This window comes from Agrobacterium sp. DKPNP3, assembly GCF_052686535.1.
Genome location: NZ_JBQYSN010000057.1, coordinates 1 through 14,334, shown reverse-complemented (window position 1 = coordinate 14,334; position 14,334 = coordinate 1). Strand labels below are relative to the sequence as shown.

The following is a 14,334-nucleotide window of genomic DNA, read 5'->3' as shown; positions in this document are numbered from 1 at the left end:
GGCGGCACAGAGGCCGCCTTTTTCGTGAATGTTTGCAGGCTTACTGCCAGACCACCACACGCGCCTTCTGCGGCACGCGGTCGTAGAGGTCGATGATGTCCTGGTTCATCAGGCGCACGCAGCCGGAGGATACGGCCTTGCCGATGGAGTTCCATTCCGGCGAACCGTGCAGACGGTAGAGCGTGTCCTTGCCGTTCTGGAAGATATAGAGGGCGCGCGCACCCAGCGGGTTCTTCAGGCCCGGCGGCATACCGCCGTTCTTGGCGGAATATTTGGTGAGTTCCGGCTGGCGGGCGACCATTTCGTCCGGCGGGGTCCATTTCGGCCATTTCTGACGCCACTGGATGACGCCCTCACCCGACCAGGCGAAACCTTCACGGCCGATGCCGACGCCGTAACGCATGGCGCTGCCGCCGGGCTCGACAACGTACAAGAAACGCGAACGCGTATCGACGACCACCGTACCGGGGCGCTCGCCGGTCGGATCGACGACCCGCTGGCGATAATAGCGGCGGTCGATCTTCTGATAGGGCACAGCGGGAATGACGTAACCGCCATCCTCGACCGAGCCGTACATCACGGCCAGTTCCGCATCGCTGACGCCGGACGAAAACATCTGGCGGAAATCGCTGCCGATGGCAGTCGCCTGCTGGCGGATGGCGTCTCCCGTGCCTGACGAGGCGCAGCCTGCGAGAAGCGAAGCGGAAGAGAGGCCGAGAAGGGAAAGGAAGGTGCGTCTGGAAAGATCTGTGTCGGTGCTTGTCATAAGGCCGGTTTGTCCCACATTTCGAACGGCTAGACCGCCGTTGTACGTCGTTTGTTCCGTGTCATGCGTATTGCGAAAATAGTTAACCGACCGCTAAAAGCCAGACACAAGGTGATGGCGGAATGGGTCCCATATCTCTTTCTTTTAGAACGTGTTCAGATAACCACAATCTGCGCCCCCTGCGGCACCCGGTCATAGAGATCGATCACATCCTGATTGAGCATGCGCACGCAGCCGGAGGACGTCGCCTTGCCCACAGACTGCCAGTCCGGCGTGCCATGCACGCGATAAAGCGTGTCCTTGCCATCCTTGAAGATATAAAGCGCGCGTGCGCCGAGCGGATTGTTCAGACCCGGCGTCATGCCGCCATTGGCGGCGGAGATGGAGGCGAGTTCCGGTTGGCGCTTGACCATCTCGTCGGGCGGCGTCCAGCGCGGCCATTTCGCCTTCCACTGGATCTTGCCCCGGCCCGACCAGGCGTAACCGTCACGACCCAGGCCGACGCCGTAACGGATGGCCTTGCCGCCGGACTGCACGAGATAGAGAAAATGCTGTCTGGTATCGACCACGATGGTGCCGGGCGCTTCCGCCGTCTGGTAGCTGACTTCCTGCCGCAGATAACGCGGATCGATGCGGCCATAGGGAATGGCCGGCAGTGAGCGGTCCTCGTCGCGGATCGGACCATACATGACGCGGTGCAGCGGGTTGGAAACCGGCAGGCCATAGGCCCTCGTCTGGGCCTGCGATTGCGGCGCGTTGTAACCCTGTACCTGCGGGGCTTGCAGCCCCTGCCCGCGCACCGGCGGACCATACTCCTGATGGAAACGGGTTCTGAACAGATCCGGCGGGCGCGTGGAAAGCTGGCCCGGCTGCGGCGGCAGCTCCGGCTGGCGATTGGAACTGACGGAATTGAAATTGAACACCGGCGCGGTTTCCCTGACGAAGACGTCCGGGTCCATCCGCGTCGTATCCGTCACGAAAAGGCAGCCGCTCATCAGCGGCAGCAGGGCAAGCCCCAGCAGAGAGGCCGCCCGGCGACCGTTTTTGAAAAGGAGTGCTATCATCTGAACCGCTTCATGGAATCCAATCTGCCGGCATGATGGACCGCGCGGCTGGCGCGAGGCTGGCGTCGGTTTTTTAAAAAAAATCGAAGAACCGCATTTTTCCTCTTGAAGCTCTAGTTGCTAGAGGTGCCAGATTGGCTGTCGAGTGGAATTCAGGAGCGAAACCATGAATATTTCGACACGCGGCAGTTTGAACGGAGCATCGGAGGACCTGACCTTTTCGGTCGGCGGCATGGATTGCGGCAGCTGCGCGGCCAAGATCGAAACCGCACTCTCCCGCCTGCCCGGCGTCGGCGACGTCAAGGTTTCGGTGGCCCGCGAAAGGCTGAACCTCTCGCTGGCCGACAACAAGACTCCGGTCGAAAAGATTGAGGATACGCTGCGCAAGCTTGGCTTCAAGCCCGCTTTGCTGCCGCGCGAAAAGCCTTCCAAGGCAAAGGTAGAGGCCGATCATCACGACCATTCGACCTGCGGCGGTCACCATCATGACACGCCCGAACCGGCTATTGAAAACAACAATAAGCTGACCTTTTCGGTCGGCGGCATGGATTGCGGCAGCTGCGCGGCCAAGATCGAAACCGCGCTGTCCCGCCTGCCCGGCGTTGCCGACGTCAAGGTGTCCGTGGCACGCGAAAGGTTGAATCTGTCGCTTGCCGAGAACAAAACCCCGGTCGACAAAATCGAGGACACGCTGCGCAAGCTCGGCTTCAAGCCCGCTCTGTTGCCGCAGGAAAAATCTGCGCCCGCAAAACCGTCGGCTCAGACTCACGACCATGACCATGATCACGCGACATGCGGTGGCCATCACGATCACGATCACTCCGGGCATGATCATTCCGGACATGACCACGCGGCGCATGACCATTCGGCAGACGATCATCAGTCCTGCAAAGGGCATGACCACGATCACGCAGGCCACGATCACGCAGGCCACGATCATTCAGGTCATAATCACGGACACGGCCATGCGGGCCACTCCCACGCTGCCGCACCTGCCACCGCAAGCCAGAGCGCCGAGATAGGGCACGCCCATGGTGCGGATGAAAAAGGCGCATGGTGGCGCACCGCCAAGGCGCGCAACACCTTCACCGGCACCATTCTGGTCGCGATTGCCTATGCGGCGGAACTGACCTTCCCGGCCTGGGGTAGCTACGCCTTCATCGTCGCGACGCTCGCCACGCTTTTCCCAATCGCGCGCAATGCCTTCAATGCCGCCCGGTTCGGCGCGGTCTTCACCATCGAGATGCTGATGACGATTGCCGCCATCGGCGCGATCATCATCGGGGAGGCGGAAGAAGCGGCCATCGTCGTGCTGCTGTTCTCCGTCGGCGAATTGCTCGAAGGTTTTGCCGCCGCCCGCGCCCGCTCCGGCATCAAGGCGCTCGGTTCGCTGCTGCCGAAAACGGCCATGGTGGAGGAAAACGGCGCGCTTCGGCAGATCGCCGCCGATCAGGTACGCATCGGCCAGGTGGTCGTGGCGCGCCCCGGCGACCGCATCGCCGCCGATGGTGTTGTCATGGACGGCCAGTCCAGCGTCGATGAATCGCCGATGACGGGGGAGAGCATTCCCGTTGCCAAGGACAAGGGCGACCGGGTCTTTGCCGGCTCGATCAACCATGACGGCTCGCTGCGCATCCGTGTCGACCGCGCGCCGGAAGACAACACCATTGCCCGCATCATCACGCTTGTCGAAGAAGCACAGGATGCCCGCGCCCCGACGGAACGCTTCATCCAGAGCTTCTCGCGTTATTACATGCCGCTGATCGTCGCGATCTCGGTGCTGACCATCATCGTACCGCCGCTTGCCGGCCTTGGCGACTGGGACACCTGGATTTACCGCGGTCTCGCGCTGCTCTTGATCGGTTGCCCCTGCGCGCTGGTTATCTCTGTTCCCGCCGCCATTGCCTCCAGTCTTTCGGCTGCGGCACGCCACGGCATGCTGGTGAAGGGCGGCGCTGTCATCGAAATGCTGGCGCGCACCGAAACCGTCGCCTTCGACAAGACCGGCACGCTGACGCTGGGCGAACCTGTCGTGACCGACGTGGTGGCGCTTGACGGCAACGAGGCCGAGCTGATTGCGCAGGCCGCGACCATTGAAAACGAGTCGAGCCATCCGCTCGCCCGAGCCATCGTCAACCATGCCGAAAAGGCTGGCGTGAAGCCCCTGCCCGGCTCCAACATCAAGGCGATTTCCGGTCGCGGCATGCAGGGCAATGTCGGTGGAAAAGACCTGTTCATCGGCGCGCCGCGCTTTGCGACTGAGGTGGGCACCCTGTCGAGGGAACTGGCCGACCGCATTTCCGCGCTGGAAAGCGAAGGCAAAACGGTGGCTGTCGTGATGACCGGCGGTGCGGCAAGCGGTCTTTTCGCCATGCGCGACGAGCCGCGCAAGGATGCGGCCGAAGGCGTGAAAGCACTCAAGGACATGGGCATTTCCTCGCTGATGCTGTCGGGTGACAACGCCCGCACGGCGCGTGCCATCGGTAACAAGCTCGGCCTTGAAGCGCGCGGCGAACTCCTGCCGCAGAACAAGGTTGAGGAAATCCGCAAGCTCGCCGAAAAGAAGACCGTTGTCATGGTGGGTGACGGCATCAACGATGCGCCCGCGCTTGCTGCGGCGAGTGTCGGCGTCGCCATCGGCTCCGGCACGGACGTGGCAATGGAAGCGGCGGATGCGGCGCTGATGCGCAACAATGTCGGCGATGCCGCCCGCCTCATCGGCCTGTCGCGCGCCACCATGAGCAATATCCGCCAGAACGTGGCGATCGCGCTTGGCCTGAAGGCAGTGTTCCTGGTCACGACCGTCACCGGCGTTTCCGGCCTGTGGCTTGCCGTCTTTGCCGATACCGGCGCCACGGTTCTGGTGACTGCCAACGCCATGCGCCTGCTTGGCTACTTCAAGAAGAGCGCCTGATCGGAGATACGGGCCGAAAGCTGCACGAGCGGTTTTCGGCCCGTTCACGCAAACTGGTTGAAAAAGCGGATGCTTTCCTCCACTGCGCCCGGCACCACACCATTGTGGGTTCCGGGCAGCAGTTTTTTATCCACCTTGAAGCCGGAGGGCACGGTCCGATCAACAAAAAGCTGGTGATCGGCGTCGAAGGGCCGCTCCTCCGTGCCGCGCAAAAGCAGCGCCGGGCATTTGAGGCTGGGGCCGAAACAGACGGAAGAACGCATGATGAATTCGCGCTCATCGGTCTCGTCGAAACAGATTTCCTCCGTATATCGATTGAAGTAGCGCCAGGAATTGACGCCCGCCGATATGGGGGCTGCGGCGCGAAACTTTCGGCTCATGGAGGCGAGAAGCGTCAACGTGCCGCCATTGGAATGACCGGCGATAAAGAACCGCTTCCTGTCAATGCCGGGTAGATTTTCAAGATAGGTCGCCGCCGCCAGTGCATCCGCCGTTTCGTCGTAAAAACCGGAATAGTTGCCGATCTGGCCGTTTTCACCCCTAAAGGATGGCAGCAGCACGACGAAACCGGCCTCCCAGTAGGGCTTCATCAGCGCCCAGTGGCCATCGCCCGTGGCGTTGCCGCCGTGCAGGAACAGGACGGCGGGCTTCAGCGTCTTCGATGGTTGGTAGTGGGAAAGCCAAGCGACAAGTTGAATCGAACCATCCGGCCCGCCAGGATAGGTAACGCGCTCCGCCCCGGGAGGCGTGCCCAGCGCCGCGGATTTTTCCGGCGCGGCCATCTTGCGCAGCAGACGGGTGTGGAAATGTCGGCGGGCCTCGGCATAATCCTGCCGTTCCAGCGGCAAAACATCCGGGGCGGGAATGCCGGCTTTCACAGCCGGCGGCAGGACCAAGGCGGCTGACAGCCCAACGGTTCCGGCAAGCAGGCCGCGCCGCGTTAAGCCGGGCGACATCGCGCCGCATTCTTCCCGTCCGACATATGAGGAAAGAGAGCGCTTGTCTGGCATGAGTTCACCTGATGAAGATGGTTGTTTCAGCAATTCAACATGCTCGAAGAAAGCTGTCCAGTCACGGATTCGCGAATAACAACAATGAATTCACCGCAAACGGGCTGTAACCGCATCTTGCCCTATCCTTCCACGCCATCGATCATCGCGACCAGCGTCGAAAGCCTGTCCGCTTCGGCCGGCAGCTTGTCGGCGCGCAGCCTTGCAATGCGCGGGAAGCGCATGGCCACGCCGGACTTGTGGCGGGTGGAGCGGTTGATTCCTTCAAACGCCACCTCCAGCACAAAACCGAACTCCGGCGTGGCGCGCACGGCCCGCACGGGGCCGAAGCGCTCGACGGTATTGTCGCGCACGAACTTGTCCAGAACCTCGAGCTCCGCGTCGGTGAAGCCGAAATAGGCCTTGCCGACCGGCACCAGTTGTTCGCCATCCTCGCCTTCCGCCCAGACGCCGAAGGTGAAGTCGGAATAATAGCTGGACCGCTTGCCGTGGCCGCGCTGGGCATACATCATCACGGCATCGATATTATAGGGATCACGTTTCCATTTGAACCACGGGCCCTTGGCGCGTCCGGCCTGATAGCTGCTGTCCCGGCGCTTGATCATGACACCCTCGATGACCGGATCGGGTGGTGCGGCTCGCAACGTGTCCAATTCCTGCCAGCTGGAAAAATCGATCAACGGCGAAAGGTCGAAGCGGTCGTGCGGCGCGTGCTCGATGATGTCGGACAACCGGCCACGACGGTCAACATAGGTCTGCGCGCGAATATCGCTTTCCCCGTCGAACAGAAGATCATAGGCGCGAATGAAGGCCGGGTAATCGTCCAGCATTTTTGCCGTCACCGTCTTGCGGTTCAGCCGCTGCTGCAGGTCGGAAAAGGTGCGGGTGAGATTGTTGGAGCGTGCCGTGCCGCCGATCAACAATTCGCCATCCATCACGCCTTCAAAGTCGATCGCATCGAGGACATCGGGAAAGGCGCCGGAGATATCATCGCCGGAGCGCGAATAGAGTTTGCGCGTCTCACCGGCGCGGGACAGTTGCACCCGAATGCCGTCCCATTTCCATTCCGCCGCGTAGTCGTCGGGGTCGAGCGTATCGAGGTCGCCCTCGGCGACCGGCGTTGCGAGCATGACCGAATGGAAAATGGCGGGCGTCGCCAGCACCGGCCGGTCAGACTTGCCCTCCAGCCAGGCGAAGAGCGTCGTGTAAGGCGGCGCAAGACCATGCCACAGGGTCTCGATCTCGATGATGTCCTTCCCCGCAAAATCCGCCAGCGCCTGACGCGCCAGCCGGGCTGAAACGCCGATGCGCAGGCTGCCGGTGGCAAGTTTGAGGAAAGCGAAACGCGAAGACGTATCGAGCCGGTCCAGGAGATCGCGCACCGCGCCGCGCACCTCCGTGCGGCCGAGTGAATTCATCAAGGTGACGACTTCGCCGAGGCGCGGGTCCTGCGCCTCGGAATCATCGGCACCGCCGATGTTGCCCCAGACCAGCGAAATGGTTTCGGCCAGATCGCCGACATAATCGTAGGAATAGCGGAACAGCACTTCGTCCATACGCTCCAGCACCAGTTCGCGCAGCATGGCCGGCTTGACGCTTTTGAGATCCAGCGTGCCGGCAATGGCCGCCAGCCCGTAACCCCGGTCGGGATCGGGCGTATCGCGGAAATAGTCGGTGAGCAGCTTCAGCTTGCCATTGCGAGAAGGCGTCAGCACGAGGCGGTCGAGAAGCGTGGCAAAGGCTTTCATCTCAATCCCCCTCGTCTTCATAACCGACGAGATGCAGGGGCTTGGCGGCAATGCCCTGCAATTCGCACCAGCGCACCAGCGCCTCCTCCCGGCCATGCGTGACCCAGACGGCCTGCGGGCCGATTTCTGTGATGGTTTCCAGCAGCTCCGGCCAGTCGCAATGGTCCGATATGACCAGCGGCAATTCCACGCCGCCCTGCTTTGCCCTCTGCCGCACCATCATCCAGCCCGAGGCGAAGGCGATCAGCGGCTCGTTGAAACGCCGTGCCCAGCGTTCCTGAAAGGCCGAGGGCGGACCGACGACGATGGCGCCCTTGAAGGCGGCGGGGTTGCTTTTTTCAAGCGTCGCGGGCCTGAGATCGCCGAGATCGATGCCCTGCGAGACGTAATAATCGCAAAGCCGGGCCAGCGCGCCATGAATATAGATAGGGTCGGAGTAGCCGTTGTCGCGGAGCAGACGTATCACGCGCTGCGCCTTGCCCAGTGAATAGGCCCCGACCAGATGGGTGCGTTCGGGAAATTGTTTGATGGAGGTGAGCAGCTTGGCCGTTTCCACACGCGGAAGCGGATGGTGAAACACCGGCAGGCCGAAGGTGGCCTCTGTGATGAAGACATCGCAGGGCACGGTTTCAAAGGGGGCGCAGGTGGGATCGATGCCGCGCTTGTAGTCTCCCGAGGCGACGATGCGCAAACCGTTCATCCCGACCGATATTTGCGCCGAGCCGAGCACGTGGCCAGCCGGATGAAAGCCGACGGTCACGCCGTTGACATCAACGGTTTCGCCGAACCCTACCGCCTGCTCGCTTCCGCAAAAATCCTCTCCATAACGGATGCGCATGATATCGAGCGTCTGCCGGGTGGCCAGCACCGCGCCATGACCGGCGCGGGCGTGATCGGAATGACCATGGGTGATCAGCGCCCGCGGCACCGGTCGCACGGGATCGATATAGAAATCACCCGCCGGGCAATAGAGCCCTTTGGGCGTGGAGTTCAACAACTGTTCCGGCTTCATAACCATGGAAAAAGGGCCGCCCGCGCGAATCGAAAGACTTGCGATGTTAACGCGGAACGGGCGTTAAATTTCCCGCGGACGTGTTTTTGTTTTATGGAGACATCCCGTCATTCCGGCCTTCTGCGGGAATCCAGCAGCCGCGCGTCAGCGCGGCGAAGGAGTCCTTTCAGCCCAAGGACCTGGGCTGGCTGGATACCGGCCCAAGGCCGGTATGACCGATGAGAGGTTTCAGCAAAAAAACCAGCGTTCACAGCTGCCTGCCGCCCGGCCTACTCCCCTGCCACTTCCGCTGGTTTCGCCTCAACCGCGGCCGGCAGCCGCACCGGTTTTAGCATCAGTGCGGCGGCAAGGCCGATGGCGGCTGTTGCGGCGGCTGCGAAGAACAGCGGCGTGAACGCATGAGAGTAAAGCGAGGCGACGGCGGCTTGGGAAGCGGCGGGCAGTTCGGAGAGCATTTTCGGGGTCAGCTCCTCGATCTTGCCCACACCCGGAATATCAATCGCAACGCCCGTCAGACTTGACGAGACAATGGCGCCATAGACCGAAATGGCGATTGCCGCGCCGCCCATGCGGGTCAGGGTCACCGCGCCGCTTGCCGCACCGATGTCGGCCTTGGGGGCCGAATTCTGCACGCCGATGATCGGCGCCTGCTGGCCGAGGCCGACCGCGAAACCCTGCGCCAGCATCAGCACCGCGATCAGCCACAACGGCGTTCCCGCATGCATCTGCGTGAAGAGCAGCATGACGACAACATTGACGGAGAGGCCAGCGACCGAGAAAGGCTTGTAGACGCCGGTGAGCGAAATCAGCCGTCCTGCTGACAACGAACCCATGACGATGCCGCCTGTGACGGCAATGAAGAACAGGCCGGCATGGGAGGGCGAAAGGCCAGTGGTCGTTTGCAGGAACAGGGCATAATAATTGACCATCCCGATGCCGATGCCGCCGCTGGTGAGCGAAACGATCATCAGCAGTGGAAAGGTGCTGTCCTTGAAGAGGCGCAACGGCACAACCGGTTCCGGCGCGCGGCGCTCCACCTGCACCCAGAGAAATGCCGCAATGACGGCAAAGGCGATGATGCCGAGGCTCGGAGCGGCGATCAGCGATCCGAACAGTTCACTGCTATCCGCCCAGAAAACCACGCTGGAAATGGTGGCGGCGAGAAGGACCGCGCCGAGATAATCGATCTTCGGCTGCCGCGCCGGACGGCGGTAAGGCAGCATCAGGGCGAGACCCGTAATGACGATAATGCCGAGCGGCAGGTTGATAAGAAAAATCGACCGCCAGCCGAAGAGATCGCTCATCGTGCCGCCGAGGATGGGGCCGACGCTGCCCGACGCCATGATGGTGAGGCTGGAATAGCTCTGGTAACGGGCGCGTTCGCGCGGTTCGAACAAATCGGCGTTGACGGAGAAGATCGATACCATGATGCCGCCGCCGCCGAGCCCCTGCAACACACGGGCGGCAATCAGACTGTCCATCGACCATGCCAGCCCGCAGGCGAGCGAGCCGAGCGTGAAGATGACCACTGCCGCGATCATCACATATTTGCGGCCAAAGAGATCGCCAAGCTTGCCATAAACGGGCATGACCGCGCTGGTTGCCAGAAGGTAGGCGGAACCGATCCAGCCGAAGCGTTCCAGCGCGCCGAACTCGCCGACGATGGTGGGAAGCGCTGTCGAGACGATCTGGTTGTCGAGGGTGGCCATGAACATGGCCAGCATCAGGAACAGAAAGACGATGAGCCTGCGCCGGTGATCGGACACAAGCGGCGCCACAGGCGCGGTGGACATATCCATGAAAAATCTCGTTGGCTTCAGGCGGATTTGCTGCGACAATTTGTGTGCTATTAGCATATATATGTCAATGGCAAGTTTTTGACATTCGTGCTATTGCCGTGAAATGTGATCGCAAACAGTATGACATGAAGGGCTGAGAGTGGCGGGCGAGGAAGACTGGAACGAGGATTTACCCGAGGATATCAAGCGGATCGGCAACACCATGACGCGCATGCGCATCATGGTGGGGCGCCGCATGATCGGACGCATGGCGCTGGCCAAATTCGCGCCGGGTCTCGAACTTTCCCATATCGATGTCCTCGACATCCTGCGACGGGCGCAAGGAGACGTGACGGTTGGCGCGATTGCCGAGGGGATGCGCATCGACCCCTCGCGCGGCAGCCGCGTGGTTGCCGACATGGTGGCGCGCGGCCTGTTGAGGCGCAGCGTTTCCCAGGAAGATGCGCGCCGCTCGATCGTCGAAATCACGCCACTTGGCACCAGCCTGCTTCAAGGCATGCGCAGCACCAAGATGGGCATCATCACGGACGTCATGGACGGATGGCCGCAGGAGGATGTGGAGACATTCGCGCGGCTTTTCGAACGATTTATCGACAGGTTCGAGAGCCGCCTATCGCCGGATACTGAGGCCGTTACGGATCAGAAAAAATCATAGGTCAGCCCACCGCCTGCAACTTCCCTTTAAAAGATCGAGACCTTAACGTGCCGGCATCGAATTGGGAAAAGGGTGTCCTCGATGTTGACGATTTATGGTGTCTACCGTTCGCGCGCCACGCGCACGCTGTGGCTTGCGGGTGAACTGGGCATAGACTTCAAGCATGTGCCGGTCATTCAGGCCCGCCGGCTTGCCGATCCGCTGGCGGCGGATGCGCCGCTCAACACGCTCTCGCCGGCTTTCCTCGCCATCAACCCGATGGGCACCATTCCCTGCATCGAGGATGCGGGCATGGTGCTCTACGAATCCATGGCGATCAATCTCTACCTCGCCCGCAAATATGGCGGCCCACTTGCGCCTGTCGATTTGAAGGAGGACGCGGCCATGCTGCAATGGTCGTTTTTTGCCGCGACGGAAATCGAAACGAATGCGCTGAAGATTTCATCCGCCATTGCCGAGGGCCTTTCGGAAAGCGACGCCGGCAAGGCAGTGATCGATGTGGCCGCTCGCCTGCTTAAGCGTCCCCTCAGGGTTCTTGAACAGCACCTGTCCAGCCACGACTATCTGGTGGGCGATCGTTTCACCGTCGCCGATCTCAACGCGGCGGAAATCGTTCGTTACGCGCAGGGACATCAGCCACTTTTCGCCGCCCATCCCGCCCTGAAAGACTGGCTCGACCGCTGCCAGGCGCGCACGGCGTTCAAGGCGATGTGGGACACGCGCGCGGCCGAGGCGGCTTGAGCGTTAAGCGCCTTTCTTGTCAGTCATGCCGGACCTGAGCCGGCATCCTGCCAGCCCAGGTCCCTGGACTGAAGGGACCATTCCCGCGCCGCAGACGCGCGTCACCCGGATTACGGATCAGGGCCGGAATGACGGAAGTACTGGGCCTCTCAGCCCCGCTCCCCGTCAAGCGCCCGCTGCACCGCCGGGCGGTCGTTCATGCGGCGGAAGTGGTCGTGCACTTTCGGGAAACGGGCGATATCCACACCGTCGCTTTCCAGCCATCCGGACATGACGAAAAGATAGGGATCGGCGACCGAATAGGCCGTGCCCAGAACCCATGGGCCGTGCAGCATGCCGTGCTCGATCAGTTCGAAGCACTCGCCCATGGTCTGCGGCACCTTGGCTTTCATATCTTCAAGCGAGCTATCCTTGCTCGCCCAGCGACTGCCGCGACGGCCATGGGCGTGAGCGACGTGTACCGTCGATGAAATGAAGCCGTTGAACGATTGCATCAGTGCAAATTCAAAGGGATCGTCGAGCGGCGCAAGCTTCTTTTCCGGCGCCATCTGGGCGATGAAGGCGAGGATGGCGGGCGTCTCCGTCAGCACGCCGCTCGCCGTCGCCAGCGCCGGCACGCGGCCCTTGGGATTGATCTTCAAAAATGCCTCGGAGCGTTGCTCGCCTTCCGCGAAATTGACGCGGTGGGCCTTGTAAGGCAGGCCGGATTCCTCCAGCGCGATATGGCTGGCGCGGGAGCAGGAACCGGGGGAGAAAAACAATGTGAACATGGATATGCGACCTCCAAAGCAATGAAGCGCCCGCCTCTTCCTCATGCGGACACCGCCCTGCGAGTGCCATGGGGTGGCCGTCACGCGCGGGGGCGTGCCATCATCGTGCCGGCAAACGGCGGCGTCAAAGGTTATTTAGAGACCGACGACCCTGATATCGCCGACATGAATGCCGTTCCAGTTGCGCATCTGCCGGTTTGCCATGCCGCTCAGCGCCTGCTGCTCGGCACTGCCTTCATCAAAATGGCGGGCGAGCAATGCGGAAACCATGGCCTCCGCCGCACGCGTCGTGCCGTCTTCGCATTTCACCGCCATGGCGATGCCCTTTTCCGGCAGGGCGGCAACGAAGACCCCTTCCGCGCCGGTCTTGGCAAAAATCTTGCCCGGCGCGATCTGCATCAGCTTCGTGCAGGCACGGCCCGTGCCAGCCACGTAAAAGGGTTCTGCCATGCAGGCCTCGATGAGACGGCGCGAGGCTTGCGCGCGTTGTGCCTCGAGCCCCCTGCCCGTCGCCATTTTTGCAAAGCCATGCGCCAGCCCCTTCAGCGGCACGGCATAGGTGGGAATGGAGCAGCCATCCACGCCGCAATTGTCATGGCCGAGAGCAGCACCTGTCAGGCTTGCCATCGTCGCGCGGATTTCCCGCTGCAGCGGGTGGTCATAACCGACATAGCCCTTGGGGTCCGTGCCGGTGTGGCAGCAGGCGCAGATGAAGCCGGAATGTTTGCCGGAGCAATTATTGTGAAGCGCCGTCGGCTGCTCCATCGTTCGCGCCTGATGGATGACGGTCTTCTGGTCCGAAGACCAGTGCGCGCCGCATTCCAGCGTATCGACATTCCGTCCCGCTTTCGCAAGCATGGCGGCGGCGAGCTCCGCGTGGGCGTCCTCCCCGGAATGGGAGGAACAGGCAAGAGCAAGTTCGCGGTTGCCGAAACCGTAGGCATCCGCCGCACCGCTTTCCACCAGCGGCAGCGCCTGCATGGCCTTGCAGGCCGAACGCGGGAAGATGCCGCGCTCGATATCGCCAGCGGAAAACAGCACCCCGCCATCGCCATCCACCACCACGGCGAGGCCCTGGTGACGGCTTTCGACGAGATTGCCCCTGAAGACTTCGACGGTAACGGAATTGTTCATTCTCTCAGCCTCAAAAAATTCTGATTTCATGTGGTTGATAGCGCAATTGATTTTTCGATGCACGGGGCTGCCGGTGAAATTTGCTAAACGTCTGCTGCTGGCGATTGCCGTCATCTATCTGCTGCCGGCACTGGCATCGGCCGGGCTGTGGGCCATGAAGGACCATCCGCGCGGCTGGAGCGCCGCCAGATGGTCATCGTCAGGCATGCTGCCGCCCGCCTCGAGCGACGGGCAAGCCGCCGTTTACGTTTTTTCCGCCATGACCGGCGGCTTCAAGGGTTCCGTTGCCAGCCACGCCTGGGTGGTTCTGAAAAAACCTGACGCTACGAGCTATGACCGTTACGACAAAGTGGGCTGGGGCACGCCGATCCGCCACAATGGATATGCAGCGGACGCCTATTGGTATTCCAACATGCCGCGCCAGGTGGTGGCCATTCACGGCGCAGAGGCGGAAAAGCTGATCCCCAAGATCGAAAAGGCGATTGCCGACTATCCCTATGGCAAGCCGGGCGGCTATCGCATCTATCCCGGCCCCAACTCGAACACCTTCGTCGCCCATGTGCTGCGCAGCGTGCCCGAACTCGGCGTCGTGCTGCCGCCGGACGCGGTCGGCCGCGACTATCTGCCGGACGGCGCATTCTACCACATCGCCGACGACTGGAAGGATGCGAGCGTTTCGCTCGGCGGGTTGTTCGGTATTTCCGCAGGCGCGCGTAGCGGC

12 protein-coding genes are annotated in these 14,334 nt (G+C 61.9%); 4 read left to right on the top strand and 8 right to left on the bottom strand.

Annotation, left to right across the window (positions count from 1 at the left end; genetic code table 11):
* Positions 1-40 precede the first annotated feature (40 nt).
* The gene (locus ACUTJJ_RS15905) at positions 41-766 is read right to left on the bottom strand and encodes a L,D-transpeptidase (protein WP_209089363.1); all 726 of its coding nucleotides are present in this window, start codon (positions 764-766) and stop codon (positions 41-43) included.
* 155 nt (positions 767-921) lie between these two features.
* A complete protein-coding gene (locus ACUTJJ_RS15900) occupies positions 922-1,830 on the bottom strand; it encodes a L,D-transpeptidase (protein ID WP_445542760.1) in 909 nt (302 codons plus the stop codon).
* A gap of 166 nt (positions 1,831-1,996) precedes the next feature.
* Here ACUTJJ_RS15900 and ACUTJJ_RS15895 point away from each other — a divergent pair, with 166 nt between their 5' ends.
* A complete protein-coding gene (locus ACUTJJ_RS15895) occupies positions 1,997-4,744 on the top strand; it encodes a heavy metal translocating P-type ATPase (protein ID WP_445542759.1) in 2,748 nt (915 codons plus the stop codon).
* 44 nt (positions 4,745-4,788) lie between these two features.
* Here ACUTJJ_RS15895 and ACUTJJ_RS15890 read toward each other — a convergent pair whose 3' ends face one another.
* The 4 genes from ACUTJJ_RS15890 to ACUTJJ_RS15875 form a co-directional block, all read right to left on the bottom strand.
* Positions 4,789-5,754 (bottom strand): alpha/beta hydrolase family protein, encoded by a 966-nt coding sequence (locus tag ACUTJJ_RS15890; RefSeq protein WP_144575470.1) that lies wholly within the window; start codon positions 5,752-5,754, stop codon positions 4,789-4,791.
* Between the two features lie 122 nt (positions 5,755-5,876).
* Positions 5,877-7,502, bottom strand: a complete 1,626-nt coding sequence (locus tag ACUTJJ_RS15885; RefSeq protein ID WP_445542758.1) for a cisplatin damage response ATP-dependent DNA ligase — start codon at positions 7,500-7,502, stop codon at positions 5,877-5,879.
* A 1-nt stretch (position 7,503) separates the two neighbouring features.
* Entirely contained in the window at positions 7,504-8,514 is a 1,011-nt protein-coding gene (locus tag ACUTJJ_RS15880) for a ligase-associated DNA damage response exonuclease (RefSeq protein WP_445542770.1), read from the bottom strand.
* Between the two features lie 269 nt (positions 8,515-8,783).
* Positions 8,784-10,313 carry an MDR family MFS transporter gene (locus ACUTJJ_RS15875; RefSeq protein WP_445542757.1) on the bottom strand — a complete coding sequence of 510 codons (1,530 nt, stop codon included), beginning with the start codon at positions 10,311-10,313 and terminating at the stop codon, positions 8,784-8,786.
* Positions 10,314-10,452: 139 nt separating this feature from the next.
* Here ACUTJJ_RS15875 and ACUTJJ_RS15870 point away from each other — a divergent pair, with 139 nt between their 5' ends.
* Both ACUTJJ_RS15870 and ACUTJJ_RS15865 read left to right on the top strand, forming a co-directional pair.
* Entirely contained in the window at positions 10,453-10,968 is a 516-nt protein-coding gene (locus ACUTJJ_RS15870; RefSeq protein ID WP_063950842.1) for a MarR family winged helix-turn-helix transcriptional regulator, read from the top strand.
* A gap of 81 nt (positions 10,969-11,049) precedes the next feature.
* Positions 11,050-11,709 carry a glutathione S-transferase family protein gene (locus ACUTJJ_RS15865; RefSeq protein ID WP_296064868.1) on the top strand — a complete coding sequence of 220 codons (660 nt, stop codon included), beginning with the start codon at positions 11,050-11,052 and terminating at the stop codon, positions 11,707-11,709.
* A 149-nt stretch (positions 11,710-11,858) separates the two neighbouring features.
* Here ACUTJJ_RS15865 and ACUTJJ_RS15860 read toward each other — a convergent pair whose 3' ends face one another.
* Complete coding sequence (locus ACUTJJ_RS15860; RefSeq protein ID WP_445542756.1) at positions 11,859-12,479, bottom strand: glutathione S-transferase family protein; 621 nt, start codon at positions 12,477-12,479, stop codon at positions 11,859-11,861.
* 135 nt (positions 12,480-12,614) lie between these two features.
* Positions 12,615-13,613, bottom strand: a complete 999-nt coding sequence (locus ACUTJJ_RS15855) for an asparaginase (protein ID WP_313558183.1) — start codon at positions 13,611-13,613, stop codon at positions 12,615-12,617.
* A 73-nt stretch (positions 13,614-13,686) separates the two neighbouring features.
* On the opposite strand from ACUTJJ_RS15855, the gene ACUTJJ_RS15850 reads away from it, so the two are divergent.
* On the top strand, positions 13,687-14,334 hold a 648-nt coding region (locus ACUTJJ_RS15850), incomplete at its 3' end, for a DUF3750 domain-containing protein (RefSeq protein WP_445542755.1).

Coding starts and splice junctions, on each gene's coding strand:
- ACUTJJ_RS15905 (WP_209089363.1), bottom strand. CDS start 766: ATGACAAGCACCGACACAGATCTTTCCAGACGCACCTTCCTTTCCCTT.
- ACUTJJ_RS15900 (WP_445542760.1), bottom strand. CDS start 1,830: ATGATAGCACTCCTTTTCAAAAACGGTCGCCGGGCGGCCTCTCTGCTG.
- ACUTJJ_RS15895 (WP_445542759.1), top strand. CDS start 1,997: ATGAATATTTCGACACGCGGCAGTTTGAACGGAGCATCGGAGGACCTG.
- ACUTJJ_RS15890 (WP_144575470.1), bottom strand. CDS start 5,754: ATGCCAGACAAGCGCTCTCTTTCCTCATATGTCGGACGGGAAGAATGC.
- ACUTJJ_RS15885 (WP_445542758.1), bottom strand. CDS start 7,502: ATGAAAGCCTTTGCCACGCTTCTCGACCGCCTCGTGCTGACGCCTTCT.
- ACUTJJ_RS15880 (WP_445542770.1), bottom strand. CDS start 8,514: ATGAAGCCGGAACAGTTGTTGAACTCCACGCCCAAAGGGCTCTATTGC.
- ACUTJJ_RS15875 (WP_445542757.1), bottom strand. CDS start 10,313: ATGGATATGTCCACCGCGCCTGTGGCGCCGCTTGTGTCCGATCACCGG.
- ACUTJJ_RS15865 (WP_296064868.1), top strand. CDS start 11,050: ATGTTGACGATTTATGGTGTCTACCGTTCGCGCGCCACGCGCACGCTG.
- ACUTJJ_RS15860 (WP_445542756.1), bottom strand. CDS start 12,479: ATGTTCACATTGTTTTTCTCCCCCGGTTCCTGCTCCCGCGCCAGCCAT.
- ACUTJJ_RS15855 (WP_313558183.1), bottom strand. CDS start 13,613: ATGAACAATTCCGTTACCGTCGAAGTCTTCAGGGGCAATCTCGTCGAA.